The organism is Stenotrophomonas sp. 86156_Sma (assembly GCF_056481625.1).
In genome coordinates this window covers 1,384,639-1,408,714 of the sequence record NZ_CM151157.1, presented here as the reverse complement: position 1 = coordinate 1,408,714, position 24,076 = coordinate 1,384,639, and the positions used below count along the sequence as shown (strand labels likewise).

General features: G+C 63.9%; 24 protein-coding genes. 14 read left to right on the top strand and 10 right to left on the bottom strand.

The genetic code is table 11. The annotated features are described in order from the left end of the window. Positions 1–13 precede the first annotated feature (13 nt). From ACZK33_RS06600 to ACZK33_RS06590, 3 genes are all read left to right on the top strand, one after another. Entirely contained in the window at positions 14–2,083 is a 2,070-nt protein-coding gene (locus ACZK33_RS06600; protein WP_000994919.1) for a ParB/RepB/Spo0J family partition protein, read from the top strand. Between the two features lie 61 nt (positions 2,084–2,144). Further along, positions 2,145–2,354 (top strand): hypothetical protein, encoded by a 210-nt coding sequence (locus ACZK33_RS06595; RefSeq protein ID WP_022580212.1) that lies wholly within the window; start codon positions 2,145–2,147, stop codon positions 2,352–2,354. 775 nt (positions 2,355–3,129) lie between these two features. Beyond that, positions 3,130–3,444: a DUF736 domain-containing protein gene (locus tag ACZK33_RS06590; RefSeq protein ID WP_001273857.1), complete on the top strand. Its 315-nt coding sequence runs from the start codon at positions 3,130–3,132 to the stop codon at positions 3,442–3,444. Between the two features lie 312 nt (positions 3,445–3,756). On the opposite strand, the gene ACZK33_RS06585 is transcribed toward ACZK33_RS06590, so the two are convergent. Next, positions 3,757–4,050 (bottom strand): helix-turn-helix domain-containing protein, encoded by a 294-nt coding sequence (locus ACZK33_RS06585; protein WP_006379425.1) that lies wholly within the window; start codon positions 4,048–4,050, stop codon positions 3,757–3,759. Positions 4,051–4,337: 287 nt separating this feature from the next. Between ACZK33_RS06585 and ACZK33_RS06580 the strand changes: the two genes are divergently transcribed. From ACZK33_RS06580 to ACZK33_RS06540, 9 genes are all read left to right on the top strand, one after another. Beyond that, a complete protein-coding gene (locus tag ACZK33_RS06580; RefSeq protein WP_016487838.1) occupies positions 4,338–4,685 on the top strand; it encodes a DUF2958 domain-containing protein in 348 nt (115 codons plus the stop codon). Between the two features lie 342 nt (positions 4,686–5,027). Beyond that, the gene (locus ACZK33_RS06575; RefSeq protein WP_003092318.1) at positions 5,028–5,798 is read left to right on the top strand and encodes a DUF2285 domain-containing protein; all 771 of its coding nucleotides are present in this window, start codon (positions 5,028–5,030) and stop codon (positions 5,796–5,798) included. A 111-nt stretch (positions 5,799–5,909) separates the two neighbouring features. Beyond that, on the top strand, positions 5,910–6,194 hold the full coding sequence (locus tag ACZK33_RS06570; RefSeq protein ID WP_001247107.1) for a helix-turn-helix transcriptional regulator: 285 nt from the start codon (positions 5,910–5,912) through the stop codon (positions 6,192–6,194). 14 nt (positions 6,195–6,208) lie between these two features. Continuing rightward, positions 6,209–7,066, top strand: a complete 858-nt coding sequence (locus tag ACZK33_RS06565) for a replication initiator protein A (protein ID WP_003092315.1) — start codon at positions 6,209–6,211, stop codon at positions 7,064–7,066. A 241-nt stretch (positions 7,067–7,307) separates the two neighbouring features. Beyond that, positions 7,308–7,946, top strand: coding sequence for a ParA family partition ATPase (gene parA, locus ACZK33_RS06560; RefSeq protein WP_003092312.1), 639 nt, complete (start codon positions 7,308–7,310; stop codon positions 7,944–7,946). Then, positions 7,943–8,206 (top strand): hypothetical protein, encoded by a 264-nt coding sequence (locus tag ACZK33_RS06555; protein ID WP_000147048.1) that lies wholly within the window; start codon positions 7,943–7,945, stop codon positions 8,204–8,206. The genes parA and ACZK33_RS06555 overlap by 4 nt, the downstream gene beginning before the upstream one ends. Further along, positions 8,203–8,760 (top strand): DUF2840 domain-containing protein, encoded by a 558-nt coding sequence (locus ACZK33_RS06550; protein ID WP_023093372.1) that lies wholly within the window; start codon positions 8,203–8,205, stop codon positions 8,758–8,760. Before ACZK33_RS06555 ends, ACZK33_RS06550 begins: the two co-directional genes overlap by 4 nt. Continuing rightward, positions 8,757–9,344 (top strand): S26 family signal peptidase, encoded by a 588-nt coding sequence (locus tag ACZK33_RS06545; RefSeq protein ID WP_003092304.1) that lies wholly within the window; start codon positions 8,757–8,759, stop codon positions 9,342–9,344. Before ACZK33_RS06550 ends, ACZK33_RS06545 begins: the two co-directional genes overlap by 4 nt. A 448-nt stretch (positions 9,345–9,792) precedes the next feature. Further along, the gene (locus tag ACZK33_RS06540) at positions 9,793–11,796 is read left to right on the top strand and encodes a relaxase/mobilization nuclease domain-containing protein (RefSeq protein WP_000132148.1); all 2,004 of its coding nucleotides are present in this window, start codon (positions 9,793–9,795) and stop codon (positions 11,794–11,796) included. Positions 11,797–11,862: 66 nt separating this feature from the next. Here ACZK33_RS06540 and ACZK33_RS06535 read toward each other — a convergent pair whose 3' ends face one another. The 9 genes from ACZK33_RS06535 to ACZK33_RS06495 all read right to left on the bottom strand — a co-directional run bounded on the left by ACZK33_RS06535 (position 11,863) and on the right by ACZK33_RS06495 (position 21,392). Next, on the bottom strand, positions 11,863–12,462 hold the full coding sequence (locus ACZK33_RS06535; protein ID WP_003124411.1) for an ABC-type transport auxiliary lipoprotein family protein: 600 nt from the start codon (positions 12,460–12,462) through the stop codon (positions 11,863–11,865). A 92-nt stretch (positions 12,463–12,554) separates the two neighbouring features. Next, entirely contained in the window at positions 12,555–13,484 is a 930-nt protein-coding gene (locus ACZK33_RS06530) for an MlaD family protein (protein WP_000433686.1), read from the bottom strand. Between the two features lie 91 nt (positions 13,485–13,575). After that, complete coding sequence (locus tag ACZK33_RS06525) at positions 13,576–14,400, bottom strand: ABC transporter ATP-binding protein (RefSeq protein WP_155936418.1); 825 nt, start codon at positions 14,398–14,400, stop codon at positions 13,576–13,578. Next, positions 14,394–15,551: an MlaE family ABC transporter permease gene (locus tag ACZK33_RS06520; RefSeq protein WP_000063629.1), complete on the bottom strand. Its 1,158-nt coding sequence runs from the start codon at positions 15,549–15,551 to the stop codon at positions 14,394–14,396. Before ACZK33_RS06520 ends, ACZK33_RS06525 begins: the two co-directional genes overlap by 7 nt. Further along, positions 15,548–16,168, bottom strand: coding sequence for a DUF3313 family protein (locus tag ACZK33_RS06515; RefSeq protein ID WP_000837791.1), 621 nt, complete (start codon positions 16,166–16,168; stop codon positions 15,548–15,550). Before ACZK33_RS06515 ends, ACZK33_RS06520 begins: the two co-directional genes overlap by 4 nt. Positions 16,169–16,183: 15 nt before the next feature. Then, on the bottom strand, positions 16,184–16,531 hold the full coding sequence (locus ACZK33_RS06510; RefSeq protein ID WP_038421338.1) for a DMT family transporter: 348 nt from the start codon (positions 16,529–16,531) through the stop codon (positions 16,184–16,186). A gap of 80 nt (positions 16,532–16,611) precedes the next feature. Beyond that, complete coding sequence (locus ACZK33_RS06505; RefSeq protein ID WP_478454276.1) at positions 16,612–19,716, bottom strand: efflux RND transporter permease subunit; 3,105 nt, start codon at positions 19,714–19,716, stop codon at positions 16,612–16,614. Positions 19,717–19,740: 24 nt separating this feature from the next. Beyond that, positions 19,741–20,772, bottom strand: coding sequence for an efflux RND transporter periplasmic adaptor subunit (locus ACZK33_RS06500; RefSeq protein ID WP_225984323.1), 1,032 nt, complete (start codon positions 20,770–20,772; stop codon positions 19,741–19,743). A 131-nt stretch (positions 20,773–20,903) separates the two neighbouring features. Next, the gene (locus ACZK33_RS06495) at positions 20,904–21,392 is read right to left on the bottom strand and encodes a TetR/AcrR family transcriptional regulator (protein ID WP_014603541.1); all 489 of its coding nucleotides are present in this window, start codon (positions 21,390–21,392) and stop codon (positions 20,904–20,906) included. Positions 21,393–21,646: 254 nt separating this feature from the next. Here ACZK33_RS06495 and ACZK33_RS06490 point away from each other — a divergent pair, with 254 nt between their 5' ends. Both ACZK33_RS06490 and ACZK33_RS06485 read left to right on the top strand, forming a co-directional pair. Continuing rightward, entirely contained in the window at positions 21,647–23,050 is a 1,404-nt protein-coding gene (locus tag ACZK33_RS06490) for an efflux transporter outer membrane subunit (protein ID WP_000078291.1), read from the top strand. Between the two features lie 93 nt (positions 23,051–23,143). Next, the gene (locus tag ACZK33_RS06485; protein WP_000405670.1) at positions 23,144–24,049 is read left to right on the top strand and encodes a LysR family transcriptional regulator; all 906 of its coding nucleotides are present in this window, start codon (positions 23,144–23,146) and stop codon (positions 24,047–24,049) included. Positions 24,050–24,076: the final 27 nt, after the last annotated feature.

The following is a 24,076-nucleotide window of genomic DNA, read 5'->3' as shown; positions in this document are numbered from 1 at the left end:
AGGAGTTATCACCATGAACGCCGTTACCCAAACCGAAGCCCGCGCCATCAACACCGCCGCCGCTATCCCGCTGGAAGCCGCTGATCCGACCAAGAACCTGATTCTGGTTCCGCTGTCGCGGCTGGTGTCGCGTCCCACTGGCCGCAACGTGCGCAAGACCCCGCGCATGTCCATTCCCGAACTCGCCGCCAGCATCCAGCGTGTCGGCCTGCTGCAAAACCTCATCGTGATTGCCGCCGCCGATGGCGAGCATTACGAGGTCGTGGCCGGTGACCGTCGCCTCGCAGCGTTGAAGCTGCTGGCGAAAAAGCACCGCATTAGCAAGGAATGGGAGGTGCCTTGCCTGCTGGTGGCCGATGGCACCGCCCGCACGGCCAGCCTCACCGAGAACGTGCAGCGCGAAGCCATGCACCCCGCCGACCAGTTCGAGGCGTTCGCCGCGCTCGTGGCCGAAGGCCGCAGCATCGAGGACATTGCAGCGGATTTCAGCGTCACGCCGCTGGTGGTGCAGCGCCGTCTGAAACTCGCCAACGTGTCGCCGCGCCTGCTGGCCGACTACCGGGCCGAGGCCGTGAGCCTTGACCAGTTGATGGCCCTCGCCATCACCGACGACCATGCTGCGCAGGAAGCCGCGTTCTACGATGCGCCCACATGGCAGCGCGGCCCGCACAACCTGCGCGACCGCCTGACCGAACGCGAAATCGACGCCTACCGGCATCCGCTGGTGCGCTTTGTCGGGCTGGACGGCTACGAGCAGGAAGGCGGTGGCATCCGCCGCGACCTGTTCGCGGAGGGCGACAAAGGCGTGTATCTGACCGATGCCGCACTGCTGGAACGGCTGGCGCAGGACAAGCTGGCAGGTATCGCCGCCAAGGTGCAGGCCGAGGGCTGGGCGTGGGTGGATGCCACGCCGGGCATGACCCATGCCGATCTGCAAGCCTTCCAGCGTGCGCCAAGGGAACGCCGCAGTCCGAACAAGCGCGACGCGCAGCGCATCGAGAAGCTGCAAACCAAGCTGCACGAACTGGCCGAGGCGGTGGATGCCGCGCTGGACGACGAGGACGAGGAAAAGGCCGATGCCTTGCAGGAAGAAGGCGAACGCCTGGGCGAGCAGTTGCAGGCGCTGGAAGATGGCTTGCTGGACTATGCGGCCAACGTGAAGGCCGCAGCCGGTGCCATTGTCACCATCGACCGCGACGGGCAGGCCGCGATTCATCGCGGGCTGCTGCGCGAAGCGGAGGCCAAGGCACTGCGCACGCTGGAGCGGCTGCGGCAGGGTTTCGGCAGCGAAGGCGAAGCCGCGAACGAGGACGCAGGCGAGGACGACGAGCAGCCCAAGACCGCCGCCATGTCTGACCGACTGGCGCAGCGGTTGAGCGCGCACCGTACCGCTGCGCTGCAAATCGAAGTTGCACGGCATCCGCAAGCAGCGCTGGCCGCCGTGGTGCATGGCATGGTGCAGACCGTCTTGCAGGAAAGGCACTACGGGCACGACCTGCCGCTGGGTGTGCGCCTCACGGTGCAAGACCGGCTGGAAGGCATGGCCCCGGACTGGCCGGAATCACCCGCCGCCGTGGCGCTGCGCGAACTGCAACAGGTGGCAGGCGAAACCTTGCCGGAGGACAGCGCCGAACTGTTCGCCGCGCTGCTGGCGAAATCACAGGATGAACTGGTGCGGCTGTTGGCCGTGTGCTTAGCTTCCACGGTGGACGTGGTGACGCCTCGCGCCACGCCGCACCAGCCCGGCGCGGAACTGGCGCAGGCCGTGGGGCTGGATATGGCCGCGTGGTGGCAGCCCACCAATGAGGGTTACTTCCGGCATGTGCCGAAGGCCGCGATTCTGGAAGCCGTTGGCGGGTTCGCGCCCTCGCACGTCACCCGACTGGCGAAGTTGAAGAAGGGCGACATTGCCAGCGAAGCCGAACGGCTGGCCGCTGGCACCGGCTGGATGCCCGCCATCTTCCGCTCCGAAGGCCCGCAGCAGACCGGGCAGGACGCGCCGGCGGATGGCGAAGCCGAAGCACAGGAAGAAGTGGCCGCCGTGGCGGATGACCAGCCGCAGGCCGAGGCTTTGGCCGCGTGACTTCGCACCGTAGATAGCGCCCCGGTTCCGGCCGGGGCGCTTCATGTTGAGGATGCCTGCCATGACCCACCAACCCGCAAACCGCCCCCGCATAGCTGCGACCTATGCCTCCGGCACGGTGCGCGCCCGCCGCTGGCACGGCGACGGCGACGTGCGCGGCTACCGTCCGCCGCGTGGCTGGACGGCCCGCGCCGACCTGACCGATCTGCATCCCCTCACGGGCCGCGCCTTGCCGCGCGCCGTGTGGTGGATCATCGAAACCAAGGAATAACGAGCCGCACCGGCCCCAAGCCGTGCCGCCTTGGGGCCGGTGGTCGAAAACTCCGGGCGCGGCGGTGGCCGCGCCCGGTTTCACTGCTCAAAGCCAAAACGCCCCATCGCCGCCTTCGGACAGGCGGCGATGGGGCCACGCACAAGGGCGCTCGTGCGCGAAATCCACGAAGCCAGCAAGTGTGGCGGCGCATCGCGCCGCCAACGATTCGACCGAGCCCCGCCGCAATGGGCGGGGCTGGTGTGGCTACGCCCCGGCTTGCTGCGGCAGGTTGCACGAAAGCGTGCCGTCCCCGACGCTGGCGGTTCGTTGTCTGTACGTCACGAAAGACGGTTCACCGACACGCCGCCCAGCCTCGCTTCTATGGAGCTTCCACACCACGCCTCAGTATGTGGCCGTGAGCTGCGGCAGGGGCGCTCTGGCCTTGTCGTCGGGGCATTGACCTGGCCCGCGTCAGGGCGCAAGCCGGTGCAGCCGTCACGCGGGGATGCCGAGTTGGCCACGTCTCCATTCGGGAGCGGGCGGCCTGTGCGTCCTTGTCTTGTTGTGAATCCTGGCGGTGGCGCGGCTGCGCCTTGTGCTTGATGGCCGCAACCTTGCAGCGAAAACAATTTCCCCTGCGCTGCGCGCATTCCTCGCGGGACAAATTCTTTTCGCTTCCAGGTTCTCCACGTTGTTGCGACCGCTGTGCGGTGCGACCAGCCCATCCCCCGCCGGCCGGATCACAACAAGGACGCACTGGCGCGACCTTGTTCAACCCGAAAGGAGAAACATCATGGCTAACATCGGCACCTTCACCGCAGAGAAAGACGGCTTCACCGGCACGCTTCGCACCCTGACGCTCAACGTCAAGGTCAAGCTGGTTCCCAACGACAAGGGCGACACCGAGAACGCCCCCGACTTCCACCTGCAAGCGGCTGGCCACGAAGTCGGCGCAGCGTGGAAGAAGACCAGCGAGGCCGGGCGGGAATACCTGTCCGTATCCATCGACGACCCTTCGTTCCCGGCGACGGTCTATGCCCGCCTGATCGAGAACGAGGACGGCACGCACGACCTGATCTGGTCGCGCAACAAGCCGAAGGCGGCCTGACAGCCGCTTACCGCGTCCCGCCCACTGCGGCGGGGCGCGATGCTGCTGATCGCAGCACCGCACGCGCAGGATTTCTGCTGCTGCCGCGTGCTGGATACGCCCGTCACGGCGGGCCTGCATGCGTGCCTTGTGGCTCGCAATCCGTGTCAACGAGCGGTGTGTGGCGTGTCGGCGCTGTAAGCGCCGCCGGGCTTTCGGGCTTCGCCCCGTGCCGGCAAGCCGTCACGGCCATCCGGCTTCAATCCCTCACGCCTTCGCGCCTGCGGCGCTGCGCGCTCCGCTTGCTGCAATTCAGTACCACACGCCAACGCGCTAAGGCGTGTCGGGCTCTTCCAATATCGCCCTGAGTTCCTGGCGCACCTGTGCCAGCAATTCATCAGCTTCGCGGGTGCTGTCACCGGCATAAGCCAATGTGAGCAGCGTGAGCGGATGCACTTCCATGACCTCGCACAGATCGGCCAGCTTCTGGATGGTTGGGCTTTTCAGGTCGCGCTCCAGCGTGCTCATGTAGGTGCGACTGGACACGTTGGAGAACGCTTCCTGGCTCAAACCACGCGCCTTCCTTACCGTCCGAATCGCCGCTGCCAATGAGTTCTTCGCTGCCACCTATGGTTTCCCCAAAAAACCAAGATGACAGCCCATTGCGCCCTATAGGACTACAATCTATAGTGTTCATTTGGTGGTGATGTTTTCCTTTTCCGTGCTTTTACGGAGATCCGCATCTGCGGATTTCCTCAGACCCAGGGAACCGCATCCGTGTCTTTCCTGACTTCCACCAATACGCCTTCGTGCCTCTCCGCTTTTGCGGCTTCGTGCGCTTGCGCATACGTGCATCCGTCCGCAGGCACAGATGCGCCTCGGCGATTGCGTGTGTTCGTGGAAGGGGCGCGGCCTTGACCACGCTTGTCACCGAGGAAGACCGGGTGCACCTACTGGCCCACGGCCTCACCCGCGCCGCAGGCCAGGAATGTGACCCGCTGCCCGTGGTGCGCCTGTTCACACCGGACGCACATGCGACCTGGCTATTGGCCGCGCTCGATCCGACCGATGGCGATACGGCCTACGGCCTGATCGACCTCGGGATCGGGATGCCTGCCCTGGCGACGGTGAAGCTGTCCGATCTGGCGTCCATCGTCGGGCCGCTCAAGCAGCCCGTGATACGAGATCGGTATTTCCAGCCGACGCGGCCGCTGTCGGAATACGTTCGACTGGCTCAGGAAAACGGTTCGATCACCGATTGACGCATTCCAGCGCGACCAGGCAAAAAGTATCGCATTGTGACTATTTCGGTCTTAGCCAAGACCTGGCAAGTCTTGATCCGCATGCTTGCACCAGGGTGGTGCGCTCCTGACCAAAACAGTCATGATGCCAGGCGCGAGATTCGGCACGGTGTTCAATGCTGCACCCCATTTCCGGGCGGTGCAGTCGTCGCATTTAGACGATTTCGGCAATGCACTGGAGCGAATCTGTCTTGACACCAGCAGTTAAAGCGTAACCCGAGTTTGATGACCACTTGATGGCGATTCGATAGCTCCCGCACAGCGGAATTGTGGCGACGTTCCCAGAAACAGGGAGGTTTCGCCATGACTGACCGCAGCAGCCAACACTGGTATCCCACGGCCGCGTATCTCTACACGCTGCACCTCGATGGCCCAGCGCTGGCTTGGGAGTATTTGCGCAGGAATCCAAGCTACCGGCGCGACTGGCTACGCCGGCGTCGCAAGCCTGATGCGGCGCAGGCCTGGGGCCTGCGCCTGCTGGAAGATCCCGGCCTGGATGCGCGCGACGCACATCCTGCTTGGTTCCCCGATCACGATGCCGTGGTGCAGCTATACCCCGACGCCGACCCACCACCCGATGCGCATACCTTCGAGTTCTGGCGCATTCCTGGGCGCAAGCAACTGACCCACGACGGCAAGCGCCTGGTGCTCGTATCGCATTGGCCAGGCTGCTGCGTTCGGCTGGCACTCGCACCCGACCTGGAAGATGGTTCGGCCTATCTCTACGCCACACGCGCCTGCGCCACGCCCTGTGCGCGCTACCGCACGCTCGCTGCGAAGCTGGATGCGCTATCTGCCGCAACCGTGGCCACGCCTGTGGCAACAGCCCGCTCCCGCCCCACGCCCGCCGCGCTGCTGGAACTGCATACCTTGCAAGCGCTCGACGCGACCCTCGCGGGAGCCTCCTTGCGCGAGGTGGGCGAAGGTCTGTTCGGCGCGGATGCCGTCGCGGCCGACTGGCACAAAGACAGTGCATTGCGTGCCCGCGTACGGCGGCTGGTACGCCGCGGCGATGAGCTGATGCACGGCGGCTACCGCCGACTAGCGCAGCTTCCAATGTTCCCGTCGCATTAGGGGGGACGTTTCTCGACCCGTGCGAATCGTCCCTTAGCAAGAAGCCTTGCTTTCTTGAGAGTGCCTCTATCCGGCCGCGTGGTGTGGCCGGGCTTGATGGAGGTACATCCCATGCGACCTGCTCCCTCGCGGCCTGCCGCCGCTGCCGTCACTGCGACCTCGCAGCCTCAACGCTACCTGACAAACGACGAAGCCGCCGACTACCTGCGGCTGTCGCCGCGCACGCTGGAGAAGCAGCGGGTGATCGGCGGCGGCCCCAAGTTCCGCAAGTTCGGCCGCCGCGTCATGTACGCGGTGTCCGACCTCGATGCCTGGGCCGACCAGCGCAGCTACGAGGCCACGTCCGATCCCGAATACGCCGAGCGCCACGCGGGCGACTACCGTGATGGCCGCTGATCGTCGGCGCGTGGGTGGCCTTCGCCATGTCCAGCCCGCCAGGGCAAGCCTTGCCGCAGCGCGAACAGCTCGATCTGTTCCGCGCGCTGCCGGGCGACATGGCGCCACGCGATTCCCAGGACTTGATGGCCTTTCCGTTCTTCTCGCTTGCCAAGTCGCGGCGCACGGCGCCGATCGACTTCCGCAGCGGGAACGTCACCATTCGCGTGGAAGGCACGCAGGAGCACGGCATCGCAACGATATGGGATGCCGACGTGCTGATATGGGCCGCCTCGCAGATCGTGGAGGCGCGCGACGCGGGCCTGCGCCCGTCGCGCTGGATACGCGCCACGCCTTACGAGATTTTGCGCTTCATCGGGCGCGGCACGTCCCTCAACGACTACCAGCGCCTGAAGGCCGCCCTCGACCGGCTGCAATCGACCACGGTGGCCACGTCCATCCGCGAAACCACGGGAAGGCGCTTGCATCGCTTCTCGTGGATCAACGAGTGGAAGGAACTCGCCGACGCCAGCGGCACCCCGCTGGGCATCGAGCTGATCTTGCCGGACTGGTTCTATGCCGGCGTGCTCGACGCCGCCCTGGTGCTGACCATCGACCCGGCCTATTTCCGCTTGAAGGGCGGTATCGAACGCTGGCTGTACCGCCTGGTGCGCAAGCATGGCGGGCGGCAGGAGCACGGCTGGCAATTCGACTTCCGACACCTGTACCGCAAATCCGGCAGCGCGGCCCGCTTCTCGGACTTCGCCTACGACGTGCGCGCCCTGGTGGCGCGGCAGTCGTTGCCCGGCTACGTCCTCGGCATCGAGCGGATGCCGGACGACAACACCGAGCTGCTGACCTTCCGGCCCGTGCCGCACGCGGCACGGGGATAACTGCGGGAGAACCTGTGGACGGCCTCGTGCTATCAGGAGTACCGGGTATCGTGCTATCAGGAGTACGACCCTCGTGCTATCAGGAGTACGAAAACGCCGGAAAGCCAACAACGGCGCGGGTTTGCGTTCCCTCTAACTTACCTAACAAGAAATACATAACTTTTAGTAGAAGCGCGCCGTTTCGGTGGACAACCACGAAACGGCACGGCCAGGCCGGCTTTCCAGCTCGGAGGGCCGCGCCATGATCTTCGCGTTTCTCAACCAGAAAGGCGGCGTCGGCAAGACCACGCTCGCCACGCACATCGCCGGCGAACTGGCGATGCGCGGCCTGCATGTCATCCTGCTGGATGCCGACCCGCAGGGGTCATCGCTCGACTGGACGCAGCGGCGTAGCCAGCAGGGCCTGCCCCGTCTGTTCAGCGCCGTGGGCCTTGCCCGCGAAACGCTGCATCAGGAAGCGCCAGAACTCGCCAGGCGGGCCGATCACATCATCATCGACGGCCCGCCGCGCATCGCCGCCCTCGCGCGTTCCGCGCTGCTGGCGGCCGAGCGCGTGCTGATCCCCGTGCAGCCCAGCCCCTACGACGTATGGGCTTCTGCCGAGATGGTCGCACTGATCCGCGAAGCACAGGTGTTCCGGCCAGCGCTGCGCGCGGCCTTCGTCATCAACCGGCGCGTCAGCACCACCATCATCGGCAGGGAGGCACGGCAATCGCTGGCCGAACAGCCGCTGCCCGCGCTGCGCTCGGAGATCCACCAGCGCATCGTCTTTGCCGACAGCGTAGCCGCTGGCCGGCTCGCCCGCGAAACCGCGCCCGACAGCGCCGCTGCCCGCGAGATCGCCGCGCTCACCGACGAACTGCTGCGGTGGCCGACATGACTGGGAAGCCACCACCACGCAGCAAGCGCGTCGGCATCGGTGCGCGTCCCCCAGCGAATCCGCACGCCGAAGCGTGGATTCGCCAGGGCGACGCAGATGCCGTGCAGAAAGGCGACCTCTACACCGCTCGACTGACGCTCGACATCACGCCCGCCATGCGGGCGCGCATCAAGGTGTCGGCCTTCACGCGAGGCGTGACCGTAGCCGAACTGCTGCGCGACCTGCTGGAGCGGGAGTTTCCCCCGGAGGGCACGCCGTGAACGCATCCGCTTCGACCGCCCACACCCCCAAAGCAAGTGCGCCCACGGCTGCGCCGCCGCCGGCGCCTTCGACACTCGCCGGCCAGGCCGGCAACGTGCCGCTGACGCGCGTGGCGCTGGCCTACATCGAACCGCGCTTCAAGCTCTACCTGCGCTTCGGCGAACCGGCGCGCACGCTCCAGCTCGACCGCTGGCGGCGCTGCGCCGTGTTCCTGCCGAACGCGGTTCTGTGCCGCATCCGTTGGCAGGCCAACGACTACGGCACGATCCGCTGGCAGCTCATGGTGATGCAGACCGCCACGCCGCTGGACGCCGTGCAGCGCATCCCCGGCGTGCAGCCGGGCGCGCGTCTGCTGCTGCACGCCGAAGGCGATGCCAACGTGCGCGCCGTGCTGGAACGCATCGACGGCATCGAGGCGCTGGGCATCGCAGCCGCAGACACATCGCCCGCGTACTGGCGCACGCTCGCGAACCGGCTCGCAGCGCGCTCGGCGCTACCCACATACACCGCAGAACGGCACGCCGCCTGGCTGGCCGGGAGGGCATTGCCATGACCACGATTTCCACGACCGGCCCCGTGCCGCATCCTCGCTCGCGCCTGCGCGCTCGCCTCGTGCTGGCAGGCTTCGCCACCGTCGGCCTCGCTGCGCTGGCCTGGGCGGCGTTCGTGCAGCCCCTGCCGCGAATGGCCTACAACCCGTCCGACAGCGTGGCGGTCGGTTGGTATCGCATCGAACCGTTCGACCCGCGCACCGCCTCGCGGCCACGTCCGCTGTCCGTGGACAGCATCGTGCTGATGCCGCTGCCCGACAGGGCCGCCATGCTGGCTGCGCAGCGCGGCTACCTGCCGACCCGCGTTCCGCTGCTCAAACGTGTGGGCGCAGTCGCGCCACAACACGTTTGCATCGTCGCCGGCCAGGTTCGCATCGACGGCGTGCCGGTGGCCGCCGCCCTGCCTGCCGACCGGCTGGGCCGGCCGCTGCCATCCTTGCAGCTTTGCCGCCGTCTCCAACCGGGCGAACTGTTCCTGTTGAGCGCGACCAACCCGGCGTCGTTCGACAGCCGCTATTTCGGGCCGGTCAGCGCGTTCGCCGTGATCGGCGTTGCGCATCCGATCTGGCTGGAGACACGTCCATGATGGCCGCCGATTCGCTGCACTTTGCCGCGCCTCTCATCGTGCCATCGGGCATGTCGTTCTACTGTTCGTCGCCGTGTCGTCGCGCGTGCAGTGCGGGTGCATTCGCACCGCACTTCGCGCTGCCTTCGGCGCAGCCGCCCAACGTGCAGGCGTCTTGCCTCGAACGCGCCTGGCCTGCGGCCATTGGCGTGTTCGCCGGCGGGCTGGCTGCTCGTGCAGCAGCGCCGCCGGGCCGCCGATGCCCGGAGCGGGAGCGAGGGGCAAAGGCGGAAGGCAAGACAAAAGGGTTCGGCACTCTGCCGCCCGCAAAGCCAGTCTGCACGTGGGGGTGGCGCGGCACGGCGCGGCTTCGCCGCCGTGCCGCGTGGGGCGCGAGGCACGCGCCGATGCAGGCATGTCCGCGTGCTTCGCACGCTCGGACACGCCGGAGCTTGCAGGGAGCACAGCCATGACCGACCGCGGCGACCATGATTTCTGGGTGCGCCCTGGCGCGCCGAAGAACCGAGGCAAAGGCCAGGGCCAGAGCTTCGTTTCCAAGGTGCTCAAGCAGGCTGGCAAGGCCAGCGGCGGCAAGTCGGCGGTGCGCCGTCCTACCGCTGGCGGGAGCGGCCAGCACGCCGGCCAGCGGCCCGGCTCACGGCTTGGACGCGGCCATACGGCGGCGCGCTTCGCAGGCGCAAAGCTGACCCCTATGTCACGGCGCGTGACCATCAAGACGCTGCTGGTCAACCAGCGCAACGCCAGTCCGCAGTCGCTCGCCAAGCACCTGCGCTACATCGAGCGCGACGGTGCCGGCCGGAACGGCGAGCCGGGCCGTGCCTACGGGCCGCAGACCGACGAAGCCGACCTCGATGCCTTCAAGGAACGCTGCCAGGACGACCGACATCATTTCCGCTTCATCGTCTCACCTGAAGACAGTGCGGAGCTGGACGACCTGCGCACCTACACCCGGCACCTGATGAACCGGATGGAGGCCGACCTGGGGACGCGGCTGGATTGGGTGGCGGTCGATCACTGGAACACCGACAACCCGCACACGCACCTGATCGTGCGCGGACGCGACGATACCGGCAAAGACCTCATCATCGCGGGCGACTACATCGCCCACGGCTTCCGCCATCGCGCCGCCGAGCTGGCGACGGAATGGCTGGGGCCGCGCACCGAACTGGAGATCCAGCAGACCTTGCAGCGCGAGGTGGAGCAAGAGCGGTGGACGAGCCTCGACCGCACGTTGCAGCGCGAGGCCGGCGAGGATGGCCGGGTGCAGATCGAACGCTTCAACGAACCCCGGCTGCAACGCCAGCGCCTGCTGCTGATCGGCCGCCTGCAACACTTGCAGCGCCTGGGCCTGGCCGACGAGGTGCAGCCCGGCACCTGGGCCGTCCATGCGGACGCGGAGAAGACCTTGCGTGCCCTGGGCGAGCGTGGCGACATCATCCGAACGATGCAGCGGGCCATGAGCGGCAAGCCTCGCGAGCTGGCGGTGTTCGAGCCGGGCGACGACGGCCGCACTATCGTCGGTCGCGTGGCTGCTAAGGGTCTGGCCGACGAGCTGCACGACCGCGGCTATCTGGTCATCGACGGGTTGGACGGCAAAGCCCACTACGTCGCGTTGGACGCCCGCGACGAGCTGGCGAACTATCCCATCGGCGCGGTGGTGGAGGTACGCGGTTCCGCCGAGGTGCGGGCGGCCGACAAGAACATCGCCACGCTGGCGAGCAATGGCCTGTACCGCACCGATCACCACCTGGCGATCGAGCAAGGCCGAGCCAAGCCCGGCCGCGACCCGCAAGAGGCTGTGGCGGCCCATATCCGCCGGCTGGAAGCCCTACGGCGGGCCGGCATCGTGGAGCGCGTGGCCGAGGGGTTATGGAAGGTGCCGGACGACTTGGCCGAGCGTGGCCGCCAGTACGACGCGCAGCGGCTGGGCGGCGTGGCGGTCGAACTGAAATCGCATCTGCCGATTGAACGGCAGGCCCGCGTCATCGGCGCGACCTGGCTGGATCAGCAGTTGATCGGCGGCGGCAAGGGACTGGGCGACCTGGGCTTTGGCGGCGATGCTAGGCAAGCCTTGCAGCAGCGCGCCGACTTCCTCGAAGAACAGGGGCTGGCCCAGCGGCGCGGGCAGCGGCTGATTCTCTCCCGGAATCTGCTGGAAACGCTGCGCAATCGGGAGCTGGCGCAGGCCGCCCAGCACATTGCCGCCGATAGCGGATTGGAGCATCGGCACGTCACAGACGGGCAGCGCGTAGCCGGCATCTACCGGCGCTCGGTCATGCTCGCCAGCGGTCGCTATGCGCTGCTCGATGACGGCATGGGATTCAGTCTGGTGCCTTGGCGGCCGATAATCGAGCCACGACTGGGGCAGCAGATCGCCGCGACTGTACGCGGCGGCGGTGTGTCATGGGAGGTTGGACGGCAAAGAGGTCCTGGGATTGGATCGGGGCCGTAGGCTGTCGTACCGAGTTAAGGTGTCGAGCAGCGTTTTGGCCCTAGCTTCTGTGCTCCGTTAAGACGACTAGTCTGTGCTTATCGACGACGCTGTGGGTGCATGGTTGCTTGCCAATTCCGGTGCAACTCGCAAACGCGCTGCCCCGACCTGAACTGCCCATTCAACGATCTGCCCGGCCAATATATCCGTGGCGACACCGAACGCGCTCACCACATCGGCCTCTCGCTTGCTGCCTGTGGCTTGGATTGCTTCGAAGCGTCTACTGGCAATAGCAGTCCGTTTGGCCGGATCGACCAGTTGCACATCGAGCCGAACCGCGGCGATCGCTTCAGTGCCGCGGTATTCGAGCTGGAACGCCCGCAGCGTACTGCGCAACTCCATATCGGCGCTCATTGGGGTGCTATCGGTAATCACGGAAGTCGACCGCCCATCGCGCATGAAGGCTTCGACGATTCGGTCACGCAGCAGCACCGGTGCGGGGTCGGCCCAACGCACTCCTTGCCAAGCCGACAAGCGACCATCGGGCTGCGCAATGAACAGCCGCTCCGAATCCAGGACGCGACTACTCTCAGGGGCGTAGACGCGCAGCGCCCCGGGTCCCGGAACGGCGCGCGGCGTACTCTCCGCCTGGGCGATGTGATAGTCGGGCAATTTGTAGGTGACCATTGGAGCTGCTTTGGGAAGCACACTGCACGCGGACAAGCCGAGTACTAGCGTCATAGTCACGGCAGCGACGGGAATCATCCTGGCGGAAGTGTTCACGGCTTGGTTTCCTCAATGTTCTCTCCACCGAGCAGGTATTGCGCCGGATTGCGATCCAGTCGGCGCAGCACGGTGTTTAGATTGGCCAGCGCCTGCTGGAGTTCGTGCATGGCAGGACCTGTGGCGGCCAAGCCCTGGTTCAGCGATTCCTGATTGTTTTGCAGTAGCGTCTCAACCCTGAAAGCGGCGCGTTCGAGGGATGCCGTTGCATCACGCGTGTTCACCATGATTTGCTTACCATCGTTATTTAGTAGCAGGTTGGCATCGCGAAGAGTGCTATTTGCTTGGCGCACGGCAGCTGTCGATTCTCTGCTTGCTTCGGTCAGATTGCTGATTAACGTCGCGATCTCGGCCCTCTGGTCAGCGACCGCGCCCGTGGTCTGTTCAAGATTCACCAGACTGCGGTGCACAAGAGCCAAATTCTCCTTCGACAGTAACTCCTGCGTGCGCAGCAAGATGCCGTTGAGTGTCGTCATGCTGTTCCCCTCACCGGAGACCAGGGATGCCATCGCCGAACGTGGTGCGAGGATCAACGGTTCCTCGTCCTCTCTCCGATCCAGCAATGGCACGTTTGGCCCACCGTCGCTCAACTCGATCACCGCGTTGCCGGTAATTCCCGTGATGACCAATTCAGCGCGGGTATCCTGCCGGACCGGGATGGTGGCATTGATGCGTACGCGCGCTATCGCCCGCCTTGGGTCTCGCGGTGAAAGAGAAAGTGCAACGACTTCGCCAATCGTGATTCCGCTGTACTGAACCTGGCTGCCGGGCGTAAGCCCGGTCACTGGCTCATCGAACATAATCCGGTAATACTGGTAATCGTGGTCGGAACGTGTGTCGCTGAGCCAAAGCGCGAAGCCAATACCAATCGCACCGAGCAGCACGACGAACAGACCAATGAATACATGATGGGCACGTGGTTCCATGATCAGACCACCTCGTTCTCAGAGTTTAAATATTGCGTGCGCCCAGCCCAATGCGTGCGCGACGGAAGAATGATGCAGATGCGGAGGGGTTTCATGGCTGCGTCTCTTGGCTGGAAGCACCAGTGGCCTGTGCGGCCGCACGGCCACGGGGGCCGTGAAAGTATTCCTGTATCCACGGGTGCTTGAAGCGCTCGACTGCCTCGATGCCGTCGTTGATGAGTACCTTCTGGTTCGCCAGGACCGCGACACGGTCGCATATGGTGTACAGCGTATCGAGGTCGTGGGTTACCAGAAACACCGTGAGGCCCAGTGCATTGCGCAGGGTCAGAATCAATTGGTCGAAAGATGCAGCCCCGATTGGATCCAGTCCTGCGGTGGGTTCGTCAAGAAACAGGATGTTCGCATCAAGCGCCAAGGCTCTCGCCAGTGCTGCTCGTTTCACCATGCCTCCGGACAACGAGGCCGGATACTTGTCTCCCGCTCCGGCAGGCAACCCCACCAAGCCCAGCTTGCTTCTTGCCAAACGCTCGGCAAGAGGCCGCGCCAGACCGACATGCTCGATCAAAGGAAGAGCGACGTTCTCCAAGACGGTCAGCGATGAATACAACGCGCCCTTCTGGAACAGAATGCCGAACCTTCGCTCCATACGCGCGCGCGCAAGCCATTGGGCTCGCAGTAGGTCGCGCCCCCCGATACGGACCACGCCCGAATGCGGCTTCTGCAGCCCGACGACGCTACGCAAGAGCACGGATTTCCCGGTGCCTGACCCTCCCACCACGCCAAGGATTTCCCCGCGCCGCACGTCCAGGTCTAGGTCCTGATGGACCTGCTGGGTTCCAAACCTGTTGTCCAGGCCGCGCACTTCAATAGCGTGTCGCACACCGTTGTCGGTGTCTTGCTTCACCGCGCTCACCAGCCCATCTCCATGAAGAACAGTGCAGCGATGGCGTCTATCAGGATCACCATGAAGATTGATTGCACGACACTAGACGTCGTGTGGTCGCCTACCGACTCAGCGCTACCGGCGACCTTGAACCCTTCATGGCAGCCGATAGCGGCGATCATCACCGCGAAGAGCGGGGACTTGCTCATTCCGACAAGAAAATGGCGCACCTCGATTTTTTCCTGCACGATGGCAAGGAACTGTGCGGGAGGAATTTCCAAGCTCAGTGCGCATACGGTGGCGCCGCCCGCAATGCCAGCCAAGATGCCTACTAAGGTGAGCAGTGGCAAGGACACAAGAAGCGCCAGCACGCGTGGCAGCACCAGTAACTCGATGGGGTCGAGCGCGTTGGAGCGAAGCGCATCGATCTCTTCATTTGCCTTCATCGAACCGATTTGGGCGGTGTACGCGCTTGCGGTACGGCCTGCAATCAATATGGCCGGGAGCAGCACTCCGAACTCGCGCATGAACGAGAAGGCGACCAGATGCACCGAGAAGATGCTCGCACCGAAGTTGGCCAGCACCGTTGCTCCCAGGAACGCCACCACCATTCCTACCATGAAGCTCAGTAGCGCCACGATGGGAATGGCGTCCACCGCTGATCGCTGGATTTGAGCGATCACCGAGGTCGCGCGCCAGCGACGCGGGTGACGAACGGTACGGCTCCATGTTTCGATGATCTGGCCCACGAACCCGGCCAGACCAAGACACGCACGACAGCCCTGTTCCAAGGTCAGGCCTATGCGTCCCAGACCGCGGAGCAGAGGATTCCCGCTCACCGCTGCTTTCTCCGTCTTCTGCTGATCGGTAGCAGCGGCGGCCAGCGCTCTCATTAGGGCGAGGCGATCCGAGGACAGATTTGGAGCTGCCTCCGGCCGGTCGAGTATCGAGTCTGGCCCGAGAATTTCCACCAGCAGAGCCGCGCCGGCGGTGTCCAGTCTCTGGACTTGCGTCCAGTCGAGTAAGGGAGTGGCGTACCCCTCGGCATGACTGATGCGGGCGGCGGACACGGATTTTGCCAGACTGGCGTAGTGCTCTATCGTCCAGTCGCCACCCGCCAGCCATTTGTGATCACCGCCGACCATGGCATCCTGCCGGAGCCAAGCCTGTGAAGCGTTGCTCATGGCTGCGTGTCCCGCCAAGCGCTGTCGATGCGCTCGATGCAGTTCGTGATCGCCGCTTTGGCATGACCCAGCAATGTGTACGAACCGGCGAACTCTTTAATGACGTTGCCGCGCTCGAAGCAACTGGCGGCAGCAACCCGGCGTCCCGTCCTTAAATCGACTGCTTCGAACTCTAGGCTGGCACCACCCGTCGTCACGGGTCCAACCAGCAGGGTCGTCATTGCATTGACTGCCCGATTCGGTGTCTGCAGTTCGGTGACCGCTACACGCACCCGAACCTGTCCCGCGCCACCTGGGGGGGCGGGACTTTTGCCTTCCTGGCGTTTCAGTTCGCTCGTCACATGGTCTAGCACTTCGCGCTGCTGCGCGTCATCGAGCCCATCGATGCGACCCGAGGCGGTCTTGATCTGCGCTTCTTCCACCACGACAGCGGCATAACGCTTGGGCTCGAATCCCGCTGCGCGGTACATCAGTACGTTCTCGTATCGTGTCGGCGATAACTTCTCGTAGTCGCCGAGAAATCCGGAGCGCGTCATGCTGTTGGTCGCGCATCCAGAGAGCGCGCCTGCTACGCAAAAAAAGATGCCGCCGCGGATCAATGCAGTTTTGCTCTTCATAATGGGTCTCCTTGATCAAACGAAACTAAGACAGGCAATGCCTGCTGCGATGAGGGCGGTGCCAGACCAGCGCGTTACCGATGCGACATCGCCTAGTAGGAGGGCGCCGACGCCCAAGTTTCCAAGTAGCCCGATTCCTGCCCAGGCTGCAGAGGCCGCGCTGATCGGAATCCGCTTGAGCGCGAACCACAAAAGTGCGCCGCTGGCCGCCATGCACGTCACTGCCACACAGAGGCCGACCCAGCGCATCGGACCGCCCGCCGTGATGGCCCGCAGGCCCAGTGGATAGCCCGCTCCTAGAACCCCTGCGGCAATGACAATCGACCAGGATTTCCAGATCAGCGGATGGGTGCTGAATCGCATAAGCCTAGCGAGACATACGCATGAAGCGTGGGTGCATACGAATTCTGAGAATGCGCAGCACGCGGCGGCTCGCAAGAGACTCATGAGCGATCTCCATGCGCGGTGGCGACACTCAGGTTCCACGGCCCAATTCGCTTGATTCCAAACAGGACTTCGTAAAGCAGCGGAATCAAGCCCAACGTCACCAGCGTTCCGAGTGCCAGCCCACCGATCATCGCGATCGCCATCCCTTTCCATAATGGTCCGGAGAAGAGCATGAGTGGCACCAGTCCCGAAATGCAGGTGACCTTGGTCATCACGATTGGACGAAGCCGTTGTATCGCGGCCCCAACCAAGGCTTCATGGCGTGGCAGGCCTTCCGCTAGCCCCTGGTCGATGCGTTCCAGCAAGAGCACGGCGTTGTTGACAATGATCCCGAACAGGGCCAGTACGCCGAAGGTCGCCATGAAGCTGAAAGGTGTGCCGGTCAGCTTCAGAGCCAATACCACGCCGATAAGCGTGAAAGGGATCGTCGCGAGGATCACACCGAGCTTGCGGAAAGAATTGAACTGCCATACGAACAGCATCAGCATCGCCAGAAATGCGAGGGGCATGTAGGTCGACAGCGCGGCGTTCGATTCGGCGGCTTCCTCGATCTCGCCGCCAAGTTCAACCGAGTAGCCCGCGGGCAGGTCCAGGGCAGCGACGCTAGGCGCCAGGCGGTTGATGATCTCCTGGGCGGTGTAAGAGGTGTTCTGTCCTTGCACGGTGATCGTGCGGATGAGATTGCGCCGTTGGATGACCGAGGGCTCGCTCGCGAGCGATACGTCTGCGACCTGAGCCAGCGTCACCGCTGGACCGCCGTTGGTGGGATAGATGAGCGTCGCGCCTACGTCTGCCGTGCTGCGACGCTCGCTTACGATACTGCGCAGGACGATCGGGACGGAGGTGTCACCGTCGCGAATAACCGAGATCGATCTGCCGCTGTAGCGGACATCCAGCCCGCCAGCGATGTCTTCAGTCGTCACGCCCGCCCGACGCGCGCGGTCCTGGTCGACCCGTACGTCGATGCGGCCAACGCGCGTATCCCAATCGTTCTTGACGTTGATGGTGCCGGGCAGCTTGCGCAGCGCTGCTTCGATTTTGGACGCGGCCCCCAACAATACCTCCTCATCCGGACCGCTGACGCGATAAATGGCAGTCCCTGACTCGGTCGCACCGAGCGAGAAACGCTTGGGCTCGGCGCGCACGTCGCCATGTGCTTGCGCAAAGTAGCTGCGGGTGCGGGCGAGGACGGCGTCGATGTCGCTCTTCGGCTTCAATGTGACAACGAAGTACGCGATGTTCGATGCCGGCAGTGGTGGATTCAGGCTAAGGATGAAGCGCAGGCCACCATCGGCGACGTAGCCGATGTGATCGGAGACTTCTGGATTGATGTTCGTGTCGCCCAGCCAACCACTGATCTGCTTCACGCGGGCGAGCGTTTCGCGCGAGTCGGTACCGGGGGCGAGCTGCACCGGAATCTGGAACTGAAGCCGGTCGGACTTGGGCATGAAATCGTACGGCAGGGTGGTGAAGCCATACAGCGCAATGGCAAGCGCCGCGATCATCGACGCTACATAGACCGCCTTATGGTGGAGCACCCACTCCAGTACGCGCCGGTAGCCACGGTAGAAGCGGGTGTCATAGGCGTCGCCCTGCTCCTGCTTGTGATGGGGTTTGGCGAAGTGGTAGCACAATAGGGGCGTGACAGTCAGGCACAGCAGCCACGAAGCGAACAACGTCAGTGCCAGCACGACCACGAGATTGTGCAGATACTCGCTCGTGGCGTTCTGGCCAAAAAAGAACGGCGAGAACACGATCACGATCACGAGCGAGGACGTGAGCAGCGGAATGGCGAGCGTGCGGCCCGCCTCGAGGCAGGCATGCTTACGATCTTCGCCACCGGCCAGGCGGCGTTCGATGTCTTCGGCAATCACAATGCCGTTGTCCACCAACAAGCCGAGCGCAATGATGATGGCGCCCATCGAGACGTTCTGAAGCTCGATGTTCATCGCGCGCATGACGATGAGTGCACTGAGGATCGTCAACGGCACGATCATGCCCACGATGATCCCGGTGCGCCAACCGAGAAATAGCACGACGACACCGAGGACGACGATGATCGTCTCCATCATGACGTGGTTCATTTTGCCCATCTCGTGCTTGACGACATCGGCCTGGAAAGTGACGTATGACAGATCGAAACCCGCCGGCAGCAGCTTCTCCTGGTCTGCAACCCGTGCTTTGAGCGCTTTTCCGAACTGCTCCACGTTCTGACCGGAGGCCATCGAAACCGCCATGACGACAGCGGGCTGGCCTTTGTAGATGGCAGCAGATTCCGGCGGATCGGCTGGCCGCACACTCACCTGCGCCAGTTCACCCAATGCGATCGTCGGCACGGGCGCCGTACTACTTTGCGGTCGTGGCAGCGCGATCGGCATTGCTCGCAGGGAGGGAGCGTCACGCACTTCGCCACTGACCGCCAAGGTTGCATTGATGCCGCCGACAACAATTTGTCCACCCGAAGCGACGACGTTCTGTTTGACGAGTTGGTCGATCACCCCCTGTGGTGTCAGCTCCAATCGCGCGAGCCTAGGCCGATCGAATTCGAGATAGACGCGCTCTTCCTGCAGGCCGTAGAAAGTGATGCGCTCAATACCAGGCACGGTGTACAGGCGGTCGCGCATCTGCTTGAGCGCGACGCGCATCTCGCTCATGGAGTAACCTGGTGCAGTGACCGCAATCGAGGCAACCGCGACGCGGCCGAAGTCTTCGTCGACGAAAGGCCCCATCGTGCTCTGTGGTAAGGCATCCTTCGAATCGGCGACCTTGGCCCGGACGCGCTGCCAGATCGGTGCCAAGTCGGTGTAGCGGTCCCAGATCGTGACCTGGATCATGGCGCTGCCTGCGCGCACGGTGCTCGTCACGCGCTTGACCTCTGCCAGTTCGCGCAAGCGCTCCTCGATCGGCCGGGCAATGAGTTGCTCAACGCGTTCGGCGGGCAGCCCCGGGTTCAACGCCGTGACCATCGCATCGCGGACCGTGACAGTCGGCTCCTCCTGAGAAGGAAAATTCAGGAAGGTCGCGATGCCGGCGACGAAAATGATGAGCGCTACAAAGTAGGTAAGTCGACTGGCGCGCAGCGCCATCTCGGTGATCTTCATGATGAAGTAACCTGGTGGATCGCGTTAGCGCTTGGTCAATTGAGTGGTGGCTTCCAGTGGTGTCACTGGCTGTCCATCGGTGAGCCATCCTCCTCCGGCGGCAACCACCGTCTCGCCGGGCTTGAGTCCAGCGAGGACGCGCGCGCTGTCTCCTTCCTGTACCGGCGTGAAGCGCACCGCGCGACGGTGCACCTTCTTATCTTCAGGGGTGTAGACGAAGACGGAAGCCTCGCCCGGCTTCGTGCCGAGCACCAGCGAGGCATAAGGTATGGATACAGTCTCGGGCCGAGAGGTCTTGGAGGTTGCCGCAGGTGCGTCGAGCACGACCTGTACGGGAATACCTGGCCGAAGTGCGCGCGCTTGCGCGTTATCTTCAGGCACTAGCACCACGGGTAGGAGCGAGCCATTTTCGGCGCGCAGACCGACACGACGTACCACCGCTCGGATTGGTTGTTCGGCTCCGCTCCAGCTCAGTTCTGCGCGTTGGCCGACATCTATGTGAGGTGCCTGTGTAGTAGACGCGTTCGCGATGATCTCAGTGCCACTGCGCACGCCGTCGACCTGAAATACCGGCGCACCAGCAGCAATGTCGGTGAACGCCAAAGCCAGCTTTTCCGCCACGACACCATCGAAAGGAGCGACGATCATCGTGCCACGTTGTGCTCGTTCGGCCAGGCCAAGCGCCGCCTTGGCAGTGCGCGCTTGACCCTCTGCGACCGCTAGCTGCGCCTTCGCGCTCTCGAACGCAGCAGGGGAGATGACTTCGCTTTCGAGCAACCGGCGCTGTTGATCTGTCTGTACACGTCGATCCATCAGGCCGGCTTCGGCGGCCGCCAGGGATGCTTGCGCTTGTGTCACGCGAAGCCGGTCAGGTTGCGCATCAAGTTCTGCCAGGACTTGGCCGCGGGAGAACCGTTCACCCACGTCGACGTTCAACTTGGCGATCCGTCCTCCTGTTTCAAATCCTAGGATGCTGCGCTCGGTTGCTCGCGCCGAGCCAGTCAATTCGATGCGAGAGCTATGCGGGAGATCCGACTGCGCGGCGGCGAGCTTCACTGCGCGCGGAGGCTCGGATACGGTGGATTGCGAGTTTCCGCACCCTGAGAGCAGAGTCGAAATGGATAGTGTGCAAGCAACCGCCAAGGAGCGCGGTGCGCACGCGGTCATGACACCGCTACGGACGCGACTCATGTGCGTCCTTTTGCCGGGACAAGTTCGAGATGGCCCGAGGCGAGATCCTGGAGCGCCCGAAAGAAATGCCGCCGCTCTGCGGGTGCGAGTATTGGCAAACCCAGAAGATCGGCGAACAGGGCGCCATCCAATGCCAGCATGATGAGTGCCGCGGTCTCGGTGCCACGCGGGGATCGACGCACGCGTTCGTACTGCACGCGGTACCACTCGCGCAGTGGGTCGAGAAGTGTTGGATCTTCCGCAGCTGCCGCGAGCAGCGCTGCGCCCATCTTCTGCATCTCGTCGTCGGGCATCGCTTCCACCTGGCTCGACAGCCAGGGGTCCGGATCTCCGGCAAACCTGCGCTCGTGATTGGCTTGTACCGCGTCGAACGCCCGGATCATCTCGTCGATCAGTGTCACGAACAAATCGCGTTTGGTCTTGAAGTGATAGAGAAACGCCCCTTTGCTCAACCCGGCCCGCACAACGACGGCGTCCAGTGTCAAGCGACTGGCACCTTCCTCCAGCACCAGTTCGCGGGCGGCCTGCAGGATGCGGTCGCGAGTTCGCTGGGCTCCTTGCTGGAGGCCGGGCTGCGCATCGGCGCTGCTATGGGCAGTGGACGGGGGGGGGCAACTTTGTTTTCGCGCGGGGCGGCATGGTCGTGCTCCAAAAAAGCTTGAGTCATATACAGTCCAGACGGTATAGTAGAAGCCATACAACAGTCCGTCAAGACTTTTTCGGAGCGCAAGGAGCTGCCATGTCTCAAATTCTTGAACGCTATCGCCTCATTGCCATGATTTCTCCGCTACTGCTTCTTGCGGCCTGCAGCCATGCCCCGCACTCTGCCGATCCACCTCGCCTGGATGTACCGGCCCATTTCTCAAATGAAGAGGGAGGTGAAGGCATCTTGGACAAATCGTCCCGCCGTACTCTTCCCGTCGATTGGTGGACGGCCTACGGCGATCCGCACCTCAATGCCTTGGTCCGGGCGGCGCTGGAGCGCAATACCGAACTGACGATTGCGCGAGCGCGCGTGGACGAGGCATCGGCCGCCACGCGGCGAGCACGGGCCTCCCTGCTCCCCTCGTTGTCCGCGGGCACGCAGGCAACTCGAGGACGCGACTATTCAGAGAACGTTGCAATCGGCAATGATGGCCGCGCCACGTTGTCCGCATCGTGGGAGGCAGACCTGTCGGGACGGCTTTCGCAGGCAGCAGAAGGTGCGCGCCTGGATGCGGTGGCAGCCGAACAAGCGTGGGTTGCCACGCGGTGGCAGGTCGCGTTTGAAACAGTGTCGGCGGCTGTGCAGCAGCGCCAAGCCAGTGAGCTCGAAGCGCTAGCCGCGGCGCGGCTGGCATCCGCAGAACGACTCGTCTTGCTGATGCAACGGAAGTTCGAGGCCGGACAAGCTACCGGCTTCGACATCGAGCGTACCCGCGCCGGCGTCGTCGCACTGCGCGTGGAGCAAGAGCAACTGCGGCGTGCGCGCGGCGAGGCGACGCATGCACTCGATGTACTAGTGGGACAAACGCCCGGAGCGCCTGCAGCTTCCCCAACTCTTGCGTCGCTCGCCGTCCCGGACTGGACACCGACACGCATACCTGCGGACCTGCTGAGTGAGCGGCCCGACGTGCGCGCCGCCGAAGCGAAGTTCGCCGCCGAAACCGCGCGCTGGAACGCAGCCGAAGGCGAACGCTTCCCCAGGCTGGTGTTGGACCTGAGCGGCGGACGGCAGCGCGTAGAGAGTGTGGGAACCCGCATCACTGGAAACATTTTTTCACTTGGGGCCGGGGTGTCGTTGCCGATCTTCGATGGTGGCGCGATCCGTGCCGGCATCGAGACCGGAGAGGCGCGCAGCCGAGCTGCCCGTGCGGAGTTCGAGCGCACTTTGTTGAGTGCTTTGCAGGACGTAGAGAACGCATATCTCGGTTGGCATACGCAGCACGCAGCACTGGAGCATCAGGCCGAGGGTGTCGCAGTCGCGGAGCGTCAGCTCGATCGCAGCCGACGTCTGTTCGAGGCGGGACAAGTGGACGCCACGGTGGTGGCCGAGGCTGAGGCCGGGGTGCTGTCAGCGCAGGCTTCGCTGATCCGCACGCGGGCCGAGACAGCCATGCAATGGGGCGTCCTGGCAAAAGCATTATCCGGCTCTCCTGTTTGATCGCAGAAACATGCTGGAGCAGCTTGCGAAGGCTAGCTAAATAGCGTGACGCAAGGCGAAGGTGGTGAGGCCTGAGTGATGAGGAATGCGAACATGGAAATTCGACACCTGCGCTACTTTCTGGCGGTGGCAGAGGAGCTGCACTTTGCCCGAGCCGCAGAGCGCCTCCACATAGAGACATCGCCGCTGTCGCGCGCCATCAAGGAACTTGAGGAAGAGTTGGGCGTAGCGCTATTTGCGAGAACCACTCGGAGCACCCGCTTGACTCGTGCGGGCAGGCTCTTCTTTGAGAGCGTGCCGCGTGTCTTCGCAGCTTTGCAGCAGGCGCGCGACAGTGTGAACGCCGCAGCCAATGGCTTTCATTGCCAGCTCCGTATTGCATTGTCTGATGGAATCACGCCATCGCGCCTGCCTGCGTTGTTGGCGCTCTGCCGGCAGGAAGAGCCGGAAGTGGAAGTTCGCTTCTTCGAGGTGCCTTTGGCACAGCAAATCAAGGGATTGTGTGGCGAACTGTACGATCTCGGCTTCGCTCAATCGGATGAAGTCGGCGAAGGCATCATCGCCGTGCCGGTGTGGAGTGACCCTCTGATGGTAGCTGTGCCCGCACGGCACCCCTTGCTATCCCACAAACAGATTCCCCTAGAAGAGCTGTTGCGGTATCCGCTGGTGCTCTGCGACGCGGTGGCGTGTGAGGGCCATGCTCGGCAAGTTGAACGGGTGCTACGTCGCGTGGACATAGAGCCACTGATTGCCGAACGCGTGACTTCCAGCGATCTAATGATGGTCCTGGTTTCGGCGGGACTTGCACTAGGCCTCACAGGAGGCGCGCATATCACAGCCAGCAGGGAACAGGGGGTGGTCGCACGGCCGCTGACTGGACGTTCGCCAATGCTCACGACCTATCTACTACGGCCGGCCAGCGAGCCGTCAGAAATGCTGACTCGCTTCATGGAACGCGTTCATTCGATCAAATCTCCAGATGCCAAAGGTCGGCGGTAAACCATCACACAATCTCCCAAAGAAAAT

Coding starts and splice junctions, on each gene's coding strand:
- ACZK33_RS06555 (WP_000147048.1), top strand. CDS start 7,943: ATGACTGGGAAGCCACCACCACGCAGCAAGCGCGTCGGCATCGGTGCG.
- ACZK33_RS06490 (WP_000078291.1), top strand. CDS start 21,647: ATGTCTCAAATTCTTGAACGCTATCGCCTCATTGCCATGATTTCTCCG.
- ACZK33_RS06535 (WP_003124411.1), bottom strand. CDS start 12,462: ATGGTCACCTACAAATTGCCCGACTATCACATCGCCCAGGCGGAGAGT.
- ACZK33_RS06530 (WP_000433686.1), bottom strand. CDS start 13,484: ATGGAACCACGTGCCCATCATGTATTCATTGGTCTGTTCGTCGTGCTG.
- ACZK33_RS06545 (WP_003092304.1), top strand. CDS start 8,757: ATGACCACGATTTCCACGACCGGCCCCGTGCCGCATCCTCGCTCGCGC.
- parA (WP_003092312.1), top strand. CDS start 7,308: ATGATCTTCGCGTTTCTCAACCAGAAAGGCGGCGTCGGCAAGACCACG.
- ACZK33_RS06575 (WP_003092318.1), top strand. CDS start 5,028: ATGACTGACCGCAGCAGCCAACACTGGTATCCCACGGCCGCGTATCTC.
- ACZK33_RS06510 (WP_038421338.1), bottom strand. CDS start 16,531: ATGCGATTCAGCACCCATCCGCTGATCTGGAAATCCTGGTCGATTGTC.
- ACZK33_RS06590 (WP_001273857.1), top strand. CDS start 3,130: ATGGCTAACATCGGCACCTTCACCGCAGAGAAAGACGGCTTCACCGGC.
- ACZK33_RS06540 (WP_000132148.1), top strand. CDS start 9,793: ATGACCGACCGCGGCGACCATGATTTCTGGGTGCGCCCTGGCGCGCCG.
- ACZK33_RS06570 (WP_001247107.1), top strand. CDS start 5,910: ATGCGACCTGCTCCCTCGCGGCCTGCCGCCGCTGCCGTCACTGCGACC.
- ACZK33_RS06485 (WP_000405670.1), top strand. CDS start 23,144: ATGGAAATTCGACACCTGCGCTACTTTCTGGCGGTGGCAGAGGAGCTG.
- ACZK33_RS06595 (WP_022580212.1), top strand. CDS start 2,145: ATGACCCACCAACCCGCAAACCGCCCCCGCATAGCTGCGACCTATGCC.
- ACZK33_RS06600 (WP_000994919.1), top strand. CDS start 14: ATGAACGCCGTTACCCAAACCGAAGCCCGCGCCATCAACACCGCCGCC.
- ACZK33_RS06505 (WP_478454276.1), bottom strand. CDS start 19,716: ATGAAGATCACCGAGATGGCGCTGCGCGCCAGTCGACTTACCTACTTT.
- ACZK33_RS06520 (WP_000063629.1), bottom strand. CDS start 15,551: ATGAGCAACGCTTCACAGGCTTGGCTCCGGCAGGATGCCATGGTCGGC.
- ACZK33_RS06515 (WP_000837791.1), bottom strand. CDS start 16,168: ATGAAGAGCAAAACTGCATTGATCCGCGGCGGCATCTTTTTTTGCGTA.